This is a genomic window from Rothia uropygialis (assembly GCF_004137765.1).
Taxonomy (GTDB): domain Bacteria; phylum Actinomycetota; class Actinomycetes; order Actinomycetales; family Micrococcaceae; genus Rothia.
Map to the genome: position 1 here is coordinate 82833 of NZ_NOIS01000004.1, position 20117 is coordinate 102949.

The 20117-nt window shown below is 61.3% G+C and carries 17 protein-coding genes and 1 riboswitch; of the genes, 6 read left to right on the forward strand and 11 right to left on the reverse strand.

Annotated features, from left to right (window positions below):
- Window positions 1-66: 66 nt before the first annotated feature.
- The 6 genes from EWV35_RS09710 to thiO all read right to left on the reverse strand — a co-directional run bounded on the left by EWV35_RS09710 (window position 67) and on the right by thiO (window position 5589).
- Complete coding sequence (locus EWV35_RS09710) at window positions 67-633, reverse strand: hypothetical protein (protein WP_238654385.1); 567 nt, start codon at window positions 631-633, stop codon at window positions 67-69.
- Between the two features lie 50 nt (window positions 634-683).
- Window positions 684-1361, reverse strand: a complete 678-nt coding sequence (locus EWV35_RS09715; protein WP_129661289.1) for a hypothetical protein — start codon at window positions 1359-1361, stop codon at window positions 684-686.
- Between the two features lie 763 nt (window positions 1362-2124).
- Entirely contained in the window at window positions 2125-3270 is a 1146-nt protein-coding gene (moeB, locus tag EWV35_RS09720) for a molybdopterin-synthase adenylyltransferase MoeB (RefSeq protein ID WP_129661292.1), read from the reverse strand.
- Entirely contained in the window at window positions 3267-4106 is an 840-nt protein-coding gene (locus tag EWV35_RS09725) for a thiazole synthase (protein ID WP_129661295.1), read from the reverse strand. Before EWV35_RS09725 ends, moeB begins: the two co-directional genes overlap by 4 nt.
- An 11-nt stretch (window positions 4107-4117) precedes the next feature.
- Window positions 4118-4357 carry a sulfur carrier protein ThiS gene (gene thiS / locus EWV35_RS09730; RefSeq protein ID WP_129360456.1) on the reverse strand — a complete coding sequence of 80 codons (240 nt, stop codon included), beginning with the start codon at window positions 4355-4357 and terminating at the stop codon, window positions 4118-4120.
- Window positions 4354-5589 (reverse strand): glycine oxidase ThiO, encoded by a 1236-nt coding sequence (gene thiO, locus EWV35_RS09735; protein ID WP_129661298.1) that lies wholly within the window; start codon window positions 5587-5589, stop codon window positions 4354-4356. Before thiO ends, thiS begins: the two co-directional genes overlap by 4 nt.
- 138 nt (window positions 5590-5727) lie before the next feature.
- Here thiO and EWV35_RS09740 point away from each other — a divergent pair, with 138 nt between their 5' ends.
- Together EWV35_RS09740 and EWV35_RS09745 are read left to right on the forward strand one after the other, a co-directional pair.
- Entirely contained in the window at window positions 5728-6504 is a 777-nt protein-coding gene (locus tag EWV35_RS09740; RefSeq protein WP_129661301.1) for a thiamine phosphate synthase, read from the forward strand.
- 69 nt (window positions 6505-6573) lie between these two features.
- Window positions 6574-7959, forward strand: a complete 1386-nt coding sequence (locus EWV35_RS09745) for an NAD-dependent succinate-semialdehyde dehydrogenase (RefSeq protein WP_129661304.1) — start codon at window positions 6574-6576, stop codon at window positions 7957-7959.
- 141 nt (window positions 7960-8100) lie between these two features.
- Here the strand turns inward: EWV35_RS09745 and EWV35_RS09750 are convergent, their stop codons facing one another.
- A complete protein-coding gene (locus EWV35_RS09750; RefSeq protein ID WP_129661307.1) occupies window positions 8101-9297 on the reverse strand; it encodes an ABC transporter permease in 1197 nt (398 codons plus the stop codon).
- A gap of 66 nt (window positions 9298-9363) precedes the next feature.
- On the opposite strand from EWV35_RS09750, the gene EWV35_RS09755 reads away from it, so the two are divergent.
- Window positions 9364-9978 carry a TetR/AcrR family transcriptional regulator gene (locus EWV35_RS09755; RefSeq protein ID WP_129661310.1) on the forward strand — a complete coding sequence of 205 codons (615 nt, stop codon included), beginning with the start codon at window positions 9364-9366 and terminating at the stop codon, window positions 9976-9978.
- Between the two features lie 32 nt (window positions 9979-10010).
- Here the strand turns inward: EWV35_RS09755 and metE are convergent, their stop codons facing one another.
- Window positions 10011-13352 (reverse strand): 5-methyltetrahydropteroyltriglutamate--homocysteine S-methyltransferase, encoded by a 3342-nt coding sequence (gene metE / locus EWV35_RS09760; RefSeq protein WP_129661313.1) that lies wholly within the window; start codon window positions 13350-13352, stop codon window positions 10011-10013.
- A 123-nt stretch (window positions 13353-13475) separates the two neighbouring features.
- A riboswitch (SAM riboswitch) is annotated at window positions 13476-13588 on the reverse strand.
- A 723-nt stretch (window positions 13589-14311) separates the two neighbouring features.
- On the opposite strand from metE, the gene EWV35_RS09765 reads away from it, so the two are divergent.
- The 3 genes from EWV35_RS09765 to EWV35_RS09775 all read left to right on the forward strand — a co-directional run bounded on the left by EWV35_RS09765 (window position 14312) and on the right by EWV35_RS09775 (window position 16995).
- Entirely contained in the window at window positions 14312-14887 is a 576-nt protein-coding gene (locus EWV35_RS09765; RefSeq protein WP_129661316.1) for a hypothetical protein, read from the forward strand.
- A gap of 476 nt (window positions 14888-15363) precedes the next feature.
- Window positions 15364-15981 (forward strand): DUF47 domain-containing protein, encoded by a 618-nt coding sequence (locus EWV35_RS09770; protein WP_129661319.1) that lies wholly within the window; start codon window positions 15364-15366, stop codon window positions 15979-15981.
- A 3-nt stretch (window positions 15982-15984) separates the two neighbouring features.
- Window positions 15985-16995, forward strand: coding sequence for an inorganic phosphate transporter (locus tag EWV35_RS09775; protein WP_129661321.1), 1011 nt, complete (start codon window positions 15985-15987; stop codon window positions 16993-16995).
- Between the two features lie 143 nt (window positions 16996-17138).
- Here EWV35_RS09775 and pstB read toward each other — a convergent pair whose 3' ends face one another.
- Genes pstB through pstC form a run of 3 tightly spaced genes read right to left on the reverse strand, consistent with a single transcriptional unit; the run spans window position 17139 to window position 20075 of the window.
- Entirely contained in the window at window positions 17139-17918 is a 780-nt protein-coding gene (gene pstB / locus EWV35_RS09780; protein ID WP_129661324.1) for a phosphate ABC transporter ATP-binding protein PstB, read from the reverse strand.
- 28 nt (window positions 17919-17946) lie between these two features.
- Window positions 17947-19056: a phosphate ABC transporter permease PstA gene (gene pstA / locus EWV35_RS09785; RefSeq protein WP_129661326.1), complete on the reverse strand. Its 1110-nt coding sequence runs from the start codon at window positions 19054-19056 to the stop codon at window positions 17947-17949.
- Complete coding sequence (gene pstC, locus EWV35_RS09790; RefSeq protein ID WP_129661329.1) at window positions 19053-20075, reverse strand: phosphate ABC transporter permease subunit PstC; 1023 nt, start codon at window positions 20073-20075, stop codon at window positions 19053-19055. The genes pstA and pstC overlap by 4 nt, the downstream gene beginning before the upstream one ends.
- Between the last annotated feature and the right edge of the window lie 42 nt (window positions 20076-20117).

The window sequence follows — 20117 nt, forward strand, 5'->3', positions numbered from 1 at the left end:
CGGGAGAGTACCTCCCCCCGGCCGCACTTCACGCCATGAGACCGACACTGGTTCACGGCGAAGGGCTCAGAATATGCCCGGACTCGGGTTTCCGAAATCGGTCGTGGTGTTCTGGCGCGAATCCACGTTCTGATCGTTGCCCGTGGACTTGTCCTCGTCCAGGCGGCCCACCTGGGTCACGGTGATGTAGTTGGTCAGGCGCCCCTCCTTGGTCAACCCGTCACCGAAGTTGAGGTTGGCAATGAGCTGATCCTGACCGGCATCGACGGGGTTGGACAGGGTGACCATGAAGGACCGGGTTGACGTTTTCTCGTCGAACCCCAAGTCTTGGGTGTAAGCGCCGTTGAACCACCCTGGGGTAATCAGCCGATCGACGCCTTGGGGACCGTTGTCGGTCTTGACGTCAATCCGGAAACTGATCGCCGGAAATTCGGAGTAGTAGCGCTCGGACCCGACGTTCTTCGCGTGAATCGCAACCAACCCGGCATAGCCTTTCGCCTTCGCTCCCGAGACGGTGTACCCAACGGTCAGGTCGTGTGCGGAGGTGGCAGGTTCGACCGCTTGGGCAGCACCGGCACCACAAGTGACGACGCCGAGGGCTAGGGCCAAAGTGGCCGCTGCGGCACGGCTCATGAACTTTTTCATCATTGGTTTGGTTCTCCGTTCCAAAGTCCAGCGGCGTCTTAGGAGTCAGCCGGATTGTTGTACAGCTTGACTTCGACCTCGTTCTTGACGGGCACGAATGCGTTCCACGCCGTGGGGTTGGTCCATCTCCCATCCGCTCCGCAGATCTGCTGCGTTCCGGACATCGTCACAGTGCGGAACCCATACGTGGCTTCACCCGTGTATCCCGGAGGAACATCGTAGGGGCCGATTGTTTGGCCTGCATTCCATGACAGCTCGTAGGACGCCTCAAAACCGATCTTTTTGGAGATCTCTTCGGCGATGCCGAAGGTCCCGCCATCCTTGGAGGCCCCACCGTTGATGGTGGTGCTATTTCCCTGCTCGCCATTCACGCTGATATTGATCGTTTGGGACTTGGACGTCTCCTGCGTCAGCGGAATGTCTTTGGCGGTGTGATTGGTCGTGGAGATGGTCCCCACCGGTGAGAAATTGTCGTTGACCTTGTACACCACGGTGCGACGGTCCTCCAGAGCGTTGCACACGGGGTGAGGGTTCAACACATTCGGCTTGATGTGATCCGACCCGTGATAGGTGTTCACGATCGGCAATGTGGGATTCAGCGCCGGCGTTTCAGGGTAGTGGTTCTCGACGGTGGTGGCGCTCGCGGGCGATGCGGCGAGACCGACCAGCAGCGCGCTGCCGCCCAGAATTCCGGCCATCTTTCCTGTCAGCTTCATAGGTGCTCCTCGTTTTGACCTTGAACAATAGATCTCGACGAACCGCTGTGCAGCCGCACCGATCGACACTCGTGACGAGGGCTGTGCTCTTCTCCAAGAAAGCTGTTCAGCCCCATCCCGGGCCCGATCTGGCGAGTTCGACGACATCTGCACGGAACATTACATAGCCACAGGACACTTTTGTACTGATCAGTACATTAACTTTTGGTGTCTTCACGAAAAGTTTCGTCCCCCGCATTGCAGGGATCCACACAACAACCCAATCAAAGTCACCGACTGCTTCATGGGGCAACGTAGCGATTACCCCGCTCCTTCCAACCGAACCCTGACCCAATCCCATGAGCAGTCGCCTCAGACCCCGTGAAGCCGGATTGCCAGACCGCTCGAGGTCAGCAATCCGGTTCAATATTTAACGTGTGGTATTCGTTTGCCTTACCCGACGAGATCAAGCCGGAACGCCCCGCAACTATCCCCTTGCCCCCATGGGTTATTACAAACTGTTACGTCATACGATGTTTGCCCTGTGTAACACCGCCTAATCGCGATCATTTTCGTTTCAGGCAGGCGTCACCGAGCCGAAATACCACCTGGTCAACTGCGGACCCTGGCTCATTTATCACGCAGAACTTTCTTAATCGCCGCCAGCGCCGTGGCAGCTGCTTGACTCGCCCCAGGACTTACACCTTGGCGTCCGCCCAGGATCGGATTCTGTTTCCGGCCGAAATGAGCTTGGAAACCCCCGCGACGCCGCGCTCTCTGCCGGTCAATCCGCGAAAGTAGCGCTCCACTCGTCGTACCCGCCCGAAAGGCTGTGGAATTCAACGTCCGGTCGCACCTCGGCCAGGATGTCCATGGCCTTCCGCGAGCGAACTCCCGCCTTGCAATAGAGAACCACGTGCGAGTCCTTGTCGAGACGAGCACCCAGGGCTTTCCCGGAGTCGCGTTGGATATCCCCCAAAGGGACGTTTGCGGCACCGGATATCGCGCCCAATCGGTTCTCCCACGGTTCGCGTACGTCCACGATCATCAGCTCGTCGCGCTCCTCGAGAAGCGCATTCAAGTCGGTCGGGCTGATTTCGTCCTGCGGAGTCGAGGGCGGAGCCACAGCGCACATCGTCTCGTCGGACGACTCTGCAAGATCCGAGGCCACACTGGTGACTTTCGGGCGTTGTGGGTCCGGTTCCAGCCGTAGTTCCTGAAAACTCGCGGCCAGGGCATCGTAGACCATCACCCGCCCCAAGAGGGGGTCACCGATACCGGTCAGGACCTTAATGGCTTCAGTCGCCATCAGAGTACCGATGACTCCAGGGAGCACTCCGATCACTCCCGCTTCGGCACATGAGGGGACCTCTCCCGGTCCCGGTGCTTCGGGGAACAAGTCCCGATACGTGGGTCCGTGACCTGCCCAAAAGACACCGACCTGACCTTCAAAACGCAGAATTGCACCGTAGACTACGGGCTTGCTCAGGATCTCGGCCGCGTCGGAGACGATGTACCGAGTCAAGAAGTTGTCCGAACCGTCGATTACGAGGTCAACGGGACGGACCAGCTCCAGGGCATTCTCCGGGGTAATCCGGAAACGGTGTTCAACGACTTCGGCATCCGGGTTGAGCCCTCTCACCACATCCGCGGCGGACTCGGTCTTGGGTCTACCCAAGTCGGCTTCCGAGTGGATGACTTGCCGGTGGAGATTGGAACGGTCGACGACATCGTCGTCGACGATCTCGATATGCCCTACTCCTGCAGCCCCCAGGTACTGGAGGATCGGAGATCCGAGCCCTCCGGCACCGATCACGAGAATCCGTGAGTCAAGCAGCGCTTGCTGCGCTTCCGGGCCGAAACCCACCAGTCCCAGGTGACGTTGGAAGCGCTCGAGTTGGGTATCGCTGAGATCGTTGATACCGGTCATATGCGGTCCTCCGCGCGGACCCGTCCTTGCACGGGCGAGGATGCCAGAGCCTCGGTACGACGCGGGATGCGGCCTGCCTCGCGAGCGAGATAGCCGGCCTCGACTCCGCGACGCATCGCGAGCCCCATCGCCCGAGGATCGCGGGCTCGCGTTACGGCCGAAGCGACCAGGACGGCGTCGCACCCGAGTTCCATGGCCTGCGCGGCCTCGGACGCGGTTCCGATGCCCGCGTCGACGACCACCGGAACCGAGGCGCGGGTTGCAATGAGCTCGATGTTGTACGGGTTCAGGATTCCCAGCCCAGTGCCGATCGGCGATCCCATCGGCATGACCGCGGCCGCCCCAACGCTTTCAAGCCTGAGCGCCACGCTGGGGTCATCGGTGGTGTACACCAGTGGCGTGAACCCCTGCTCGGCGAGGGTCTCCGTCACGCGAAGCGTTTCGACGACGTCCGGCAGGAGCGTGTCCTCGTCGGCGATGACCTCGACCTTGATCAGATCGGTTTCGAGTGCTTCACGAGCCAGGTTGGCGGTGAGGATTGCGTCGCGAGCCGTGTAACAACCCGCGGTATTGGGCAGGACGTCGATTCCCAATTTCTCCAGGAGCGCGAAGACGCTGGTCTTGGTCTCCGGGTTGTACCGTCGCACGGCTACGGTCGTCAGGGACGTACCCGAGGCGATCAACGCGTCCTCCAGGGAGGTCAGGTCTGTGGCGCCGCCCGTGCCCATGATGAGCCGGTTGACGAGTTCGTAGTCTCCGATACGCAGAGGGGGCAATTGCTGGTCGGTGACCGGCGTCTGCGCCGTGGCTGCGTTGGTTGCTGTCAGCTGTTCCATTCTTCTTCTTTCTATCCACCCTGGACGGCGGTGACCAGGTCGATTTCCGTGCCGTCCGCGACCACTCGTTCTTGCCACGCGGTCCGGGGTACCACTTGGCCTCCAACGGAGAGGGCCACACCGAGTCGTCCGCCGTCCACGGGACGTCCGTCGGGCTCAAGGTCTCGATCCAAAAACTTGCCGACCACGTCGACGAGCGTCGCGCGATCGTGCAGGGAGACTTCTTCGTCATTGACCTTCACAGTTTTCATGCGGGTATACCTCCTGTGAGGCGCGCTTGCGCCATTTCAGTGTGCGCGCCGAAGCGGCTGGGGTCCATGGTTTCGAGCAATCGGGCGTCCGCGTCGCTCAAGGACGCCCCGGTGAGCAGATCGGCGCCGAGCCGTGCGCCCAGCGGTGCGAGCAAAATTCCGTGGCGCGAATAGCCGGTCGAGACGACGACGCCCGGGGCCCCCGGAACGGGTCCGACGTACGGGATATCGTCGGGGGTCCCCGGACGCGCCCTGGCCATGGTCTCAACGAGTTCCATGTCCCTCACGCCCGGCACAACGGTCACGGCGTCTTCGAGCAGCTCCTGCACGCATCCCGCGTTGACTCCGGACAGATTGTCTTCCCGCACGCTGGCTCCGATCACCAGCCCGCCATCGGCCCGTGGGACCAGGTAGACCTGTCGTCCCAGGACTGTCGCGCGAATCGTCGCGTTCACCACATGCTTTTCTCCCGGTGCGAGTTGCCCTCCGCGGAGTCTCAACCGAAGAATGTCCCCGTACACCGGCCTCAGGTCCAAGGGCAGACGGTCGAGAACCCCACCGATACGCCCATAATTCACACCACACGCCACGAGCACTCGATCGACCCGGTGGTGGCCGGTGTCGCCCGTCGTGACGTCGTAGCCTGCTGCTCGGTCCCCTACTGGGTCGATTCTGGAAACGCTATCCACGATCCATGCGGCGGACGGCCCGGCGTGGGGGAATCCGGTGGGATCGAGATCATCGACGAGTGCGGCGCGGAGGGCCTCCAGGAGGAGACGCGGGTCCACCTGCTGATCGGTCGACGCTTCGAATCCGCCGGCCAAGCGAGGGTTCAGGCCGGGTTCCATATCCAGCAAGCGACTGGCGGAGACGGGCCGGGTCTCCATGCCGTATTCGGCCTGGACCCGGGCATGATCTGCGGCTCGAGCCAAATCGGCGCGGTCTGCCGCAACAAGTAACGTGCCGTTCTCGAGGTATCCGTGAGGACGATCGGTGACCCGTTCCAGCTGAGCAATGAGCTGCGGATATTCTCGCCGGGCGGCAAGCATGAGCGGGTAGAGCCCCTGCTGCCCGAACTGCACCTCACTGATGGGTGCCAACATGCCCGCTGCGGCACGTGTCGCACCGTTGCCAGGATCCGGATCGAAGATCGTTACCCGGTGGCCCCGCAATCTCAGGTGCCACGCGGTCTGCGTCCCGACGACGCCGGAACCCACTATGCCGATATGCATCGGTTACTCCTCCTCACGACGGCATGACCCGCATCGAGTTCGAATGGTCGGCGGTATTGCCCTCTCAGTCCGGCCAACCCGGACTCCCACGTGGCTCCAGTCTATGACCTAACTCGCAAGTCCTTTAATATTGCAAGAGTGACGACTGCCCAGAATGCACCAGACCCTACTTCCCCGACAGGGCCCGCCCAAGCTCCCAGGCTCTCCCGGCTTCGGACGGAACGATCCGCTCGATTGCACTGTGCCCGCCTTTATCTCTGCACGGATCTGCAGAGATTCATTCTCGGAGAATCGGCAGCCGACTCTGTCGAACAGCTCGATACCGCACGGCTCGAAGAGTTCTTCAGGGCCGCTTTTCGCGGTGGTACGGACATCATCCAGGTGCGCGACAAGAAGGTTTCCATTCGGACCGAGCTCGAGGCCCTGGACGTTCTCGTCTCGGTTGCGGGGGAAGAAGGCGGCCTTTCCGCGGCCAACGACCGTGCCGACGTCGCGTTGCTTTCAGGGGTCGACGTATTTCACGTGGGACAAACCGACCTGACCACCGAGCAGGTTCGACGAATTCTCGGGGAAGACGTCCTGGTCGGTCGCTCGTGTCATGACAATGCACAGGTTCGTGCCGCGTCCCAAGACCCCGGGGTGGATTACTACTGCACGGGCCCGATCTGGGAGACCCCCACCAAACCCGGGCGGGCGGCGGTGGGACTCGAATTGCCCGGGTTCGCTGCCCGCATAGGCCAGAGCCCGGATTCATCCGCCAAACCGTTCTTCGCGATCGGCGGCGTCAACACCGAAACCGCGCCGCTGGTTCGGGACGCCGGGGCCGAGCGGATCGTCGTCGTACGGGCCGTGACCACAGCCGACGACCCGGAAGCCACGGCTCGGGAGCTCAGGGCCTGCTTCTCGCCTCGGTAACCACGAGAAACATTCCGCCTACGTCGAAATTCACTGGACGTGGCCACGGAATTTGGTTTGAGTACCTATATGAGTACTTTTGCTGTGACCAATCCGAACACTGGCGAAGTCGAGCAGACTTTTGAGTCCCTCACGGCAGAGGAGATTCCCGGGGTCATCGACACCGCCGATCAGGCCTTCCAGTCCTGGCGGGACACCCCTGTCAGCAAGCGTGGCGAAATTCTGAAGAAATTCGCCGACCTCGTCGAGGCTCGCGCCGGAGAACTGGCCGACATTATTGGCCGAGAAATGGGCAAGCCCAAGAAACAGGGCGAGTCAGAAGCCCAGAAGGTGGCCTTCACGGCTCGTTGGTTCGCCGAAAACGCCGAAAATTTCCTCACCGACACACAGTTGCCGGATGCGCAAGGCGCCGACAAAACTTATGTCAAGCACGACCCGTTGGGTGTGCTCCTGGGCATCATGCCCTGGAACTTCCCGTACAACCAGATCGCGCGTTTCGCACTGCCCAACATCATGGTCGGCAACGCGATCCTGATGAAGCAGGCAGCCATCTGTCCCAAGTCCTCCCAGACTTTCCAGGACCTTCTCGAAGAAGCGGGGCTGCCCAAGGGCGTTTACACGAATATCTACCTGAACAGCAGCGATGCAGAAGAGGTCCTCAAGGATTTCCGCGTCAAGGGCTTCTCCTTGACGGGGTCCGAGGAAGCAGGCGCCTCGGTAGCAAAGATCGCAGCGAAGCACCTCAAGCGCTCGGTTCTGGAGCTCGGCGGCAATGACCCGTTCGTCGTGCTGGACACCGACGATGTCAAAGGACTCGCGCAAAAGGCCGTAACCCTCAGGACCGCGAACGCCGGGCAGGTCTGCACCTCGCCCAAACGTTTCATCGTGGTCGAGGACTACTATGACGACTTCGTGGCGGCCGCCAAGGAAGCGGTCGAAAACGTGACCGTCGGAGCCTTTGACGACCCCGAGACCGATATGGGTCCGCTCTCCTCCGAGGGCGCACGCGACGAGGTCGTCGAGCGCATCCAGAAGGCCGCACAAGAAGGTGCAACCTTGCACACCGGAGGCGAGAAGCTGGATCGACCGGGTTGGTTCATGTCCCCGGCGTTGCTGACAGACATTGACCCGAATTCCGATTTGGGATGCAATGAGCTCTTCGGTCCGGCCGTGATGGTTTTCAAGGCCAAGGACGAGGAAGACGCTCTGAGGATCGCGAATGATACGCAGTACGGGCTGATGGCTTCGGTATGGACCACCGACCCCGAACGCGGTCAGAATTTCGCCGAAAAGATCAATGCCGGTATGACCTTTGTGAACACCCACATGGATTCTAGCCCCGAGTTCCCCTTCGGCGGTATCAACCGCTCGGGCTACGGGCGCGAGAATGCGCAGTGGGCATTGCAGCAGTTCACCAACGAGCGCACCGTTCGTGTGAGGAACCAGCAGCTCTAAGACGCACAGCCAGTTCTGCGTCCCATCGAACGAGGAGGGGGCCGGGTGCCGTATGCAGGGGATTAAAACCCCCGATCACGGCGCCCGGCCCCCTCAGTTCTTTGTACGGGCTCACCAGGCCGGCGGGCCGCGTACCGCGGATCAGCCCTGAGCAGGAACTTCTTCCCGACGGTGCCGAGGGGCCGGCGGGTCTGCGACGTGCTCTTCGGCATCGTCGTTAATGCGGTTGTGTTTGAAGTGGCCGAAGCTTGTCAACAGGACGCCGAGGACGACCCACGCAATGAGCGTCCACCACTGTTGAGCCATGGGGGCCTCAGGAAAGTAGCTCAGGGACCTCAGCAATGTATTTGAGGCACCCGGCACCAGATACTGACCGATACGGCCCCATGGTTCCACCATGAACTGCCACGGCACCTGGGCTCCGGAGAGCGGATTGCCGACCAACAGCGTGACCACGGCACCGAGTCCGATGCCCGGCGTACCCAGGACCGCCGTACAGCCCAGGATGAAAGTCGCGGTGGCCATGGCCGACAGGCCGAAGGCGAGCCAGACCAGCCCGAAATTGCCCTGCACGAACCCGAACCACGTGTGCAGGATCAGGGTCAGGCTCAGTCCGGCCAGAGCCCCGTAGGCCAATGCCGCGACGAGCCTGCGCCATACGCCTTTGACGAGGAATGTGATGAGAACACCGCCGATCATTCCGCCGAGAACCAGCGGAAATGCCGCCGTGGTGAGGCCAGCGCCGTTCGAGTCGTCGTCCGAGAGGGGCACTACCTCGGTTTCGGCTACCTGAGTCGATGCCGCTTTCTCTTCCAGCTGCTCGGCCTTTTGCGCCTGCTGACCGTTCAGCTGACCGCCGGACTTCTCTTTCATCTGGTCAACCTGACCGGCGATCTGGGTACGGATCTGCTGGGTCAGTTGATCCGCGATCCCGCTCATGACCTGTGTTGCGGTCGAGTTGGCGGCCGGGGCGGTGAGAACTTCCGGAGTCTTCGGTTGTTCGGCCAAGATGACGGCACCGTAAGTTTCCCGATGCTTGATCTGATCAACGGCCTGGCTGCGGCTATCGGCGGCCACGAAGTCGAAGGTATCTCCAGACTTCTCGTTGATTTTGCTCTCGAATTGATCGATGGCTTGCTGCGGGCCTGCGACGCTGACCGGCAGATTGTGGGCGGTCGATGTCTTGCTGGGCCAGGTGAATGCCATGACAAAAATGGTCATCACCACGGCGGCAAGCAGGGACACTCCCACTACCTTGCCCATATGGCTGCCGGTGCGGTTTTTCGAGGGGTTTGAAGTGGATTCAGCCTCGCCGTGCTGAGTATCCCGAACGCTCACAGCGTCTCCTAAACAGAATGTTTCTTCTACTTGCGGCCAGCCTAACAGAACGACTATTCTTTTTCTATGCCGAAGCTATCCGAGTCATCAAAGATCGACAGACGCGAGCGCATCATCGCCGCTGCCCGCCGCTGCTTCCTCAGCAACGGCTTCTCCAACACCTCCATGGCGGACATTGTTGCCGAATCAGGCATGTCCCCTGGCTCGATCTACTCGCACTTCGACGGAAAAGCCTCAATCATGAGGGGCACCGCAGAGAGCATCTTCCACGCGGCACTGCAGGATTTGGTTGCCATGGAAAGCGAAAAAGGTTCGACCCCGGCCCCCTCCGACGTCGCCCGACTCGTGGTCAACACACTTTTCACCAACGGTTTGGGGCCGTTGCTGATTCAGTTCATCGCCGAATCGACCGTCAACCCGGAGGTCGGGGAGGTCGCGCGAGAAAATATTGCTCGGGCTCGTCAGCTGCTCACAGAAATTCTCACACCGTGGTCTCGGCAGAGAGTTTCAGAGGGCGCAGATCCGCTGAGCCCCCTGATAGACCCTCCGCGACTCGCGAATATGCTCTTGTTGTTCGTCCACGGTCTCTTGGTCCGTACCGCGGTCGACGTCGACGCGGACCTTGACCGACTCGTCGAAGACGCCATTCGTCTCTTCCCCGACGGGGAAAACGCGGCCTGAGGCTGCCTCGCCTCAGGCCGCGTGCTCGATTTCTAGACGGTCACACCCGCGCGTACCCGCCGTGCGGCCTCCACGAGTCGCTTCAACGCAGCCGTGGTTTCCTCATACTGTCTCGTCTTGAGACCGCAGTCCGGGTTGGCCCAGAGCCTGTCGCGAGGGATGACTCGCGCTGCCGCAGACAACAGATCTTCGGTTTCCCTCACCGTGGGGACCCGAGGAGAGTGAATATCCCACACGCCGGGACCGATCCCACGCTCGAATCCGATGTCCGCCAGAGGATCCAGCAGTTCCATCCGCGAGCGCGCCGCTTCGACGCTGGTCACATCCGCATCCAGCGCGTCGATCGCGGAGAGCACCTCTGCGAATTCGGAATAGCACAGGTGCGTATGGATCTGTGTTTCGGGCCTCACCCCGGACGTGGCCAAGCGGAAGGCCCGTACCGACCACTCGAGATATTCGGCCCGGTCGCGTTCCCGGAGCGGAAGGAGCTCGCGCAGGGCGGGTTCATCTACCTGCACGACGCCGATACCGGCCGCCTCGAGGTCGTTGACCTCGTCGCGCAAAGCCAGAGCGACCTGATTCGCGGTCTCCGCCAGCGGCTGGTCTTCGCGGACGAAGGACCAGGCGAGGATGGTGACGGGGCCCGTCAGCATCCCCTTTACAGGGCGGTCCGTCAGGGACTGCGCATAGGTGATCCAGGGAACCGTGATCGCTCGCCCCAGTACTCCTTCGCCTTGTCGACTGACGTCGCCCCACAGGATCGAGGGCCTGGTGCAGCGCGAGCCGTAGGACTGGACCCAGCCGTACCGGGTTACATCGAAACCATCCAAGTTCTCCGCGAAGTACTGGACCATGTCGTTGCGCTCGGGTTCTCCATGCACGAGCACGTCCAGCCCGATCTCCTCCTGAAGAGCAATGACGGCACGAATTTCTTCTCGCAAACGCTCGGCGTATTCGGAATCGGAGATGCGCCCGGCTCTGTGGCCCGCACGTACCGCTCGGATCTCCGGGGTCTGTGGGAAAGAGCCGATCGTCGTCGTGGGCAGTTCCGGCAGGCTTGCCAAGATGCCCCGCAGAGCCTGTTCCCGGCTCCTGTCTTCCGCGGGCTCACGGTGGACATCGGCCTCGGTCAGCAGGTCAGTCCTCTCTCGAACCCGTGCGTCCCTGGTCCCACGAGCCTCGGTCCTATGACGAATCGCTCCGTCGGACTCGTTGAGGAAATTCGCGATCGCCTCGGGTCCTTCCGCAAGCCCTCGGGCCAGGATGCAAACCTCATCGACTTTCTGGTCCGCGAAGGCGAGCCAGGTGCGAGGTTCGTCGCCGAGCTGGTCCTCGAGAGCGGCGTCGTGCGGTACATGGATGAGCGATGTCGACGTACTGACCGCCACATTCGCCCCGGCCTCGTGGAGCTCCTCGAGCCGAGCCAAGGCCATACGCAGATCCGTTCGCCAAATATTCTGTCCGCTTACGACGCCGGCCACCAGCACCGGGGCTTCGGGGCCGGTAAAGAGTGACAGCTGCTCAGGATCGAGTCGCCGGATCCGCCCGTTCGCAGGGCCGGAGATAAGGTCCACGTGGACGGCGTCGACGCCAGCCGCCACCAGGGGCTCGAGAAGATTCTCGGCGTCACCGTAGGCGGTCGTGACCAGGACCGAGGGATCACCGGCTGCGCGATCGGCGCTCAAGCGCTCATAGGTTCGCCGGACGATCTCGACCAGTTCCGGATTGTGATTCTCGGCGACGAGGGCCGGTTCTTCGAGCTGAACCCATTCGGCGCCGGCATTGCCCAGCGCGGAGATGAGCTCTCGATATACCTCCACGAGTTCCTCGATCCGATTCAGAGGTTCGAACCCAACGGGCGCGGTGTCCTCGGCCTTGGAGAGAAGCAAGAACGAAATCGGACCGAGGATGGCGGGGCGCAGTGGGGCGTCGTCGTTCGGTGAAACGGCACCGGCCTGCAACTGGCCGACGATCTCCTGCGGATTTGCGGCGAAAGGAGTCCGAGGGCCGATCTCGGGCACCAGGTAGTGGTAATTCGTATTGAACCACTTGGTCATTTCGAGTGGGCCACGGGCGTCATCCCCTCGGGCCAGGACGAAGGATGCATCCCGATTCAGGTGATGGTCCCGGTCCGCAAGATCCGCAAACCGGGTAGGCACGGCTCCTGTCGCCAGAATCGCGTCCAACACCTGATCATAGAGGGCGAATGAGGCCGGGATCGAGGAGGAAGCCTTCAGGCCCAGTTTCCGCAGGCGGCCTACGGTCAGGCGTCGAATTTCGGTCACGGAGGACGTCAGGTCCTCGATATCGCTTTGCCCGCTCCAGTACGTTTCCAGGGCACGTTTGAGCTCGCGATTCGGCCCGATGCGCGGATAACCGAGGATAGTTGCCGGGGGAAAAGCCCTGCCCTGGGGCGAGGTGTCGTGGAGGGTGTTGTTAGGGTTCGTCACGATGATCTCCTGGTCGTTGAGAGGCGAGATGGGTTGGTTCGAAGGGGCAGTTTTGCCGCGCAGGCCGAGTCGATCCACGAGTTCGAGCGCCGCCTGGTGTTCGTTGAAGGTATAGATGTGCAGCCCTGGGGCCCCTGCGGCAAGAGCCTGACGAGCGAAATCCTCCGCCGAGTCCACTCCGACGGCCAGTCGTTCCGCGAACGTCTCGGCGGTTTCGAGCCTGTGTGCAAGACCCGCATTCGGTTCGATCCCCGCGAGTCCGCACACTCGCAGATACCTCCGAAGGCTGGTCACGGGAAGAATTCCAGGGATCAGTGGCAGTTCGATGGCGTTGGCGCGGGCGCGCTCGGCCAGGTGAGCGTAATCGGAGGGGTCCGGATAGACCTGAGTGATCGCGAAATCCGCTCCCGCTCGTTGCTTGGCCAGCAGGACCTCGGTGTCATGGTGGATACTCGAGGATTCTGGGTGACGGACCGGATATGCCGCCACACCGACGGCCAGGCGTCCTGCGCACAATTTGGCCGATCCCCTCGACTCGACGCCGCGGATCAGTTCCACCAGGTGTCGTGCGAAGGGAAGTTCGCCCTGCTTGAGGGCGTAGTTCTCAGGTCGATCGCCCCTCAGAGCCAAGAGGCCGCGCACGCCAAGTCGGATGATCTCATCGACCAGTTCTTCGAGCTCGGAGGCCGTCTGTCCGGTCGAGACGATGTGGGCCAATGGTTTTAGTTGCGTTTCATCGACGAGGTGTCGCAGCAAGTCCAGGCTTTGGCGCCTCCTTTCGCCGTCCACAGCGGCGGTCACGGAAACGTAATCAGGGCGAGTGGGTTCGATCTCGGCGATAGTGGTTTCCAACGCCTGTCGGCTCATCCTGCCGCGAGGCGGATAGAGCTCGAAGGACAACGCTGGCCTGTCATCAGGTTTCACGCCGGGTCTCCTTTCGGTACACCCGACGGAGAGCGGAGCCTCCTCGTCCGCCGGCCCAACCGACCCGGTCCAGTGGGACCGCGCCGCAGTTGCACGCCGACGACGTCCGGAGACGGCCGATACACTCCATCGGTCCTGGCGGGAGCACCTTTCCTCGGGACCGAGACGTTCGGGTTTCCGTGAGGAGGTTGCTGCGGCGTCGACGAGCCAGGTCTCTCGGCCGCTCTGGATAGATACGCAAGTATTCAATCCGGCTCAGCTCGGGCCCGCAAGAGATGAGAGAGTTTGACGCCGCATTTCGCGCATTGAGCGAACCCACACACGTGACGCAATCTCGACGTCATATGACGTGGCCGCAATGAATCGTGACGTCGACGTTCGTGGAAGCGGGTGACCTCATCAGGTGGTTTTGACCGGGAGAGGCCTGGGCCGGAACGTGATCAGATAGAATCTGCGTTCACGGATGACTGTTCCCGTCGGTGAATCAATGATCATCCACGGTACTGTCCACAGCTCGTATCGATTGTGCTCTTTTAGGTTTCTCCTGCCGGCCCGGTACTTATCCAGATATTCGAGAACGGTCCTTCGTAACAACAGGCTGTTGCACAATCTTTGATACGAGGATTCACTAGTGCACCAAGACCCTTGGTGCACTGTTCCCAGAATCGGACCGATGTGATCGTGGTCGAGGCCGCACATCTCGCGGAAGCCCCTTGCGGCCCGGGCAGCACCAGGTCCACGTGGTCCGATATACCGACCGGAGTTTCCGCCACGGTGGAACATGCAAGACAGCCGGAAGTAGAAACAGTAATCTCTCGACCGCTTTTGTTTTTGTCGATACGAATTGTTAAAGCCCATTGCCATCGCATATTATCCCGAATTTGATTCAGCCTATTGTGGTGAACTACAAATCCGTGTTTGGATAGTGACGTCAGATCAAACACCCGTGAGAGGAAATAATGACCGAGAACCACAACTTGCCGGAAGGCAACCAGCCTCCTCAGTACGGCAGCTCCCCCGAGGGCGGCCAGCCGCGGTACCAGGGTGGAGACACAGGTTACGGACAGGGAGACGGACCCGTTCAAAACCAAGACGGGTCACTTGTCGCCCCCAAGCCCGTCAGAACCGGCGCGCTCTTGGTGTACATCTCTGCGGCCATAACCATCATCGGTCTGATCATTTCCCCGTTCGTCCTCATGGGCAGCGACGAATACAAGCAACTTCAGGACCGAGGCCAGTCCGGCTTCGTCTGGGGCGGCTTGATTTTCGGCGCCGTCATCTCTGTGGCCATCGTGGTGCTTCAGGTCCTCGCCGCACGAGCCGCGACCAAGGGTAAGAACTGGGGACGAATCACCCTGTTGGTCCTCGCCATTCTGAGCCTTCTCTCGCTCTTGGTCTCCCTCGGAAACGGCTCCGGAATCACCGGTTCAGTCGGCACCATCCTGTTGATCATCGGCGCCATCATGATGTGGGTAGGACAAGGCGGACGTTGGTTCAAGGACATCAAGCAGAGCCGCAACGAGATGATGCGCTAGCCTCGTCGCCTGAGCACCGTCGCATCCTTCCGCGGTGGGGAGGCTGGGTCGGATTCACCACGAGTCCGACCCAGCCTTCTTCGGAGGTACCTCTTTGACAGGTTCTCGGGAAAAGGACCACACTGGATATAAGGCACTGGGCCGCAGGTTGCCCCGGGCTCCATTATTTAGCCGCTTCGAGCGGCCTTCCGCCGAGAGGCGCACCCGGTCCAGTGCCCCTAATCTTCATCACCGTGCCCCCGCTTCAGCGGGGGCTTTTGCGTTTGCGCGGCAGGCCCCTCGACGAATCGCCCACAACGCACCGGTTGCTTCCCCGACTAGGTGCCACAATGGTGGATCGGCTCTGGGACAGAGCAGCATCACGGCACCGACCGGGGCCCACTGCATAATGGCCTTGTGAACCTTCCATGACAGCCCTGTTAACCAAGGACGGTTATCTTAGGAACGATCACCACCACCACCTTGGAAGGCAGAGCGTGGCAATTCGCTTATTTCCTCAGGAGAACAAGGCCCTCGAGCTGCTCGCGGACATGGCACAGCTTGTCGTTGATTCCACTTCCGCGGCCTCGCGTATGATGGGGTCGCCTCTCACGGATCACGACGAGGTCTTCGAACAGGCTTTGGAGATTGAGGGACGATCCACCGATTCGTTCTTCGCGCTGATGACCACCGTGCGAAGCGCCTTCGTGCTCCCTCTCCCCCGCGCTGACCTGTACCTCCTCGGCCAGCGCCTCAACCAAGCGACCGAGTCCCTCACCTCGGCCTCGCATATCATCAAGATCCACAACCTGGATCGATTTTCCAAGCGTGCCTCCGATCTCCTGGACCTTCTCCAACGCCAAGCTTCTCTGACCGCCGAGGCCATGCGGCATCTCTCGGATCTTGAGGGCCTCGACGAATACTGGGTCGAGGTCCTTCGCATGTCCAAACAGTCCATCCGGACCACGAACCTTTACCAAGCTGACATGATGGACCGGCTCAAGCCGGCGGCCTATCTCAAGGAGTCGCAGTTCACCGCTCAGCTTCAAGCAGCTTCTCTGAGCGTGCGAGAAGTGGCCACCGACGTCGGACGAATCCTCGTCCAGGAGTCGTAACCGGTGGAGTACTTCCTGTTCGCCCTGTGCGGGTTGTTTCTTCTGGGCTACACCGTCATCGGTTGTTTCCACGACGCTTCCAACGCCGTAGCAGTACCCGTCGGAGCCCGTGCCCTCACCCCCAAGGTTGCGCTGCTCGTCTGTGCGTTCTTCAATGTGGTGGGGTTGCTCATCGGCTCGCTGACGTTGTCGCTGACTTCGGATCACTGGCTCACGATCCCGCACGACGATATCGGCCTCGCCGTCCTGACCTCGTCATTGCTCACGGTGATCCTGTGGGAGATCTTCACCTGGTGGCGCAGGTCGCCCTCCTCGTCGACCAATGCCCTGATCGGCGGGGTATTCGGCGCGCTGTGGGCCACCCAGCAGGTTGGGCTGGGCGATCATCTTGGACTCGGACTCACGATGGTGGGCGACGTCATCCTTCCCCTCGTCCTTGCCCCTTTGGCCGCCTTCGGGATCGCTTGGGTGGCGGTCATCCCGTTGGTGCATTTGCTCCAGCACACGAGCCCGGGAAGGATTCACCGACGCTCGCGCTACGTTCTTTCACTCAGCACATCCGTCATATCCCTCGGGCACGGGATCTACTTCGGGCATCGTAGCCTGGTGATCGGCGCTTTGATGTGGATGTCGATCGGGCACAGCATCACGTCGACCCAAACCGCTTGGATGTGCGCACTTCTCGGCGTCATGATGGTCATCGGAACTCTGATGGGCAGCTGGCGTATCGGACACACCATCTCGGACCGTCTGGTCACAATCGACCCATTCCGCGGTGCAGTGGCTCAGGCCGTGACCAGTCTCCTGATCTTTGGAACGGGGGCCGTGGCCAAGGACCCGTTCTCCTCGTCCCACCTCGCGGCCTCTGCCGTCCTGGGTGCAGGTTCCAACCAACGCTTCCGCGCGGTGCGTGCCCATACGGCCGCCCGCCTGGTCCTGACCTGGATCGTCACCGTGCCGGTCACGGTCATCGTCTCGGCCATCTTTTTCCTCGCGCTGTCCCCATTGTTGTAATTCCACGATCCAGTAGCCGCTCTTGGGTCGCGGTGAGGGCGCTTCAAAAGGCCGTACGGACTCCTCGAACAGGGGTTGACCTGCCGAGAAGTCCGTACGAGGCACGGTAGGCCAACGGCCGACGTCGACCGACGGGGAAGACCTCAGCCAAAACGACCCGAGACGTAGTCCTCGGTCGCCTTGTTCTGGGGTTTGTTGAAGATTTCCTGGGTGGGCGCGTACTCGATCAATTTGCCGGGCTTGCCCGTACCCGCAATATTGAAGAAAGCCGTCTTGTCGGAAACGCGAGCGGCCTGCTGCATATTGTGGGTCACGATGACGACGGTGTAATCCTCCTTGAGCTCGTTGATGAGGTCTTCAACGGCCAGAGTGGAAATAGGATCGAGCGCCGAACACGGCTCGTCCATGAGGATCACGTCCGGGCGGACCGCGATACTGCGCGCAATGCACAGGCGCTGCTGCTGTCCGCCTGAGAGGCCGGAGCCTGGTTTGTCCAGGCGGTCCTTGACCTCTTCCCACAGGTTGGCGCTCCGGAGCGAGGATTCGACCAGCGTCTGAGCGTCGGAGCGGGAGATGCGCCGTGAATTCAATTTGACGCCGGCCAGCACGTTGTCTCGGATGGACATCGTGGGGAACGGGTTGGGCCGTTGGAACACCATGCCCACCTGGGAACGGACCCGGACGGGGTCCACGCCTTTCCCATACAGGTTCTCGCCGTCGAGGATGACCTTGCCCTCCACGTAGGCGCCGGGGATGACCTCGTGCATACGGTTCAGGGTGCGAAGGAAAGTCGACTTGCCACAACCGGACGGCCCGATGAACGCGGTCACCGAGCGGGGCTCGATCTCCATTGTGATATCGTCCACCGCCAGGAAATCGCCGTAATAGACGTTGAGGTGTTCGACGTCGATGCGCTTGGACATTTATTTCCTTTACTTCTGTTCGCCGGACTCAGCGACCGGTCTTGGGGGCAAAGAGCTTGGAGATCAGGCGGGCGATGAGGTTCAGCGCCATCACCAGGATGATCAGGATGAGGGCCGAAGCCCAGGCACGACCTTCGGAAACCTGCGGGTTCGTCGGCGACGTCGGGTTCATGATCTGGTAGTAGATGAACGTCGGCAACGTGGTCATCCATCCGCTGAAGGCGTTGAAATTGATGCTCGAGACGAAGCCAGCCGTCACGAGAATCGGCGCAGTCTCACCGATCACCCGTGCGATGGCCAGGGTAACGCCCGAGGATATACCGGAGATCGCCGTCGGAATGACGACCTTGGTAATGGTGCGCCACTTGCGCACCCCCAGTGCATACGAGGCCTCACGCAATTCGTTCGGAACGATCTTGAGCATTTCCTCCGTATTGCGCACGACGGTGGGAATCATGAGCACCGACAACGCGACGGACGCGATGAATCCGAATCTGGCCGACGGGTCCCCCAGGACCTGGACGAAGAGTGCCACGGCGAAGAGACCCGCAACGATTGATGGGATGCCGGTCATGACGTCCACGAGGAACGTGATGATGCGCCCCATCCACCGGAATGCTGCGTTGCTGCCGCTGTACTCGGTCAGGAACACCGCGGTCAGCAGACCGATCGGGACCGACATCAATGTTGCCCAGAAAGTGATGATCACGGTTCCGGCGATCGCGTGGTAGGCCCCGCCGTATACCGGACCGCCGTTGGCGGCCTCGTTGTCGGTGACTCCGCTGACGCCGTTCATCGAGGTACCCAGGAGATTCCCGGACAACCCAGGAACCCCGCGACTGAGCACAACCCAGATCACCGAGATCAAGGGGACCAAGGCCAACAGGAATGCGCCGTAGATCAAATAGCGGGCGAAGGCGTCCTGGCCTTTGCGACGGCCTTCGATGACCCCGACGGCGAGCGGCCCGGCGATCACGAAAATGACCGCGGCAAAGACAACCCACAAGGCGATACTGAATCCTGCCAGGGCCGAAAGCGCGGCACCTACGATCAGGGAGCTCAAACCGATGACCGCGGGGAGCCAGCGTGGGGACTGTCCACTGGTGAGTTTGGATGCGGTGGTCGCGGACGTGCTCATGAGTTGGCTCCCGAGAATTCTTTGTATCGGCTGATCACCAGGCGCGCGAGGAGATTGACCACCAAGGTGATCACAAACAGAACCAAGCCCGCTGCAATGAGCTCGTTGAGGCGCAAGCCGTAGGCCTCAGGGAAATTCAACGCGATCTCTGAAGCCACTGTCTGGTTTCCGGACTGGATTAGGGAAGGGTTGAACGGTCCGCCGGAAAGGACCAGGGTCACGGCCATAGTCTCGCCCATGGCACGACCGAGGGCCAACATGACCGAAGAGATGATGCCGGCTCGTGCGAACGGAAACACGGTCATTCGAACCATTTCCCATTTGGTTGCCCCCAGCCCGAGCGCTGCTTCTTGTTGCAGCACCGGGGTCTGAGCAAAGATTTCGCGGCACATCGAGGTAATGATCGGCAGAATCATGATCGCCAGCACGATTCCGGCCGTGAGGATGGTCTTTCCGGTCGCGGTCGCCGGTCCCTCGAAAATCGGAAGGAATCCGAGGGTACTCGACAACCAGTCGTAGAACGGAACGATCTTGGGAGCCAGGACGGAGGCACCCCACGCCCCGAAAATGATTGATGGGATAGCCGCCAGAAGATCGATCACGTAGCCCACACCCTTGGCGAGCCGCGGGGGAGCATAGTGAGAAATGTACAGGGCGACGCCGATCCCGACTGGGGTCGCGAGGAGCAACGCGATCACCGAGGCAATTAGGGTCCCGAGCACGAGCGGCCAGATGTAGGCCAGGAACCCCTCCCCACCGGTCACTTCGCTGGAGGCCGCACTGAAAATCGGCGAGGCCTGCCACGTCAGGAAGAAAGCCACGGCCGCCAGCACCACGAGGATGATGCCGCCGGCGATGAGTGTGATGCTCGCGAAGACCTTGTCCTGGGCGGGGCTCCCCTTTGCACCGGCCACGGGAATGGGCCGGTTCTGCCGAGGACCGTTGTCCTCGTCCCCGTGTCCCCCACCGAGCTCGGTTGAGGTTCCGGAAGTGGGAACCGTCGAAGAAGAGTCAGACATGAATCCTCAAAAACTCTCTGCTGGTTGCTGTTGGTCGTTGCG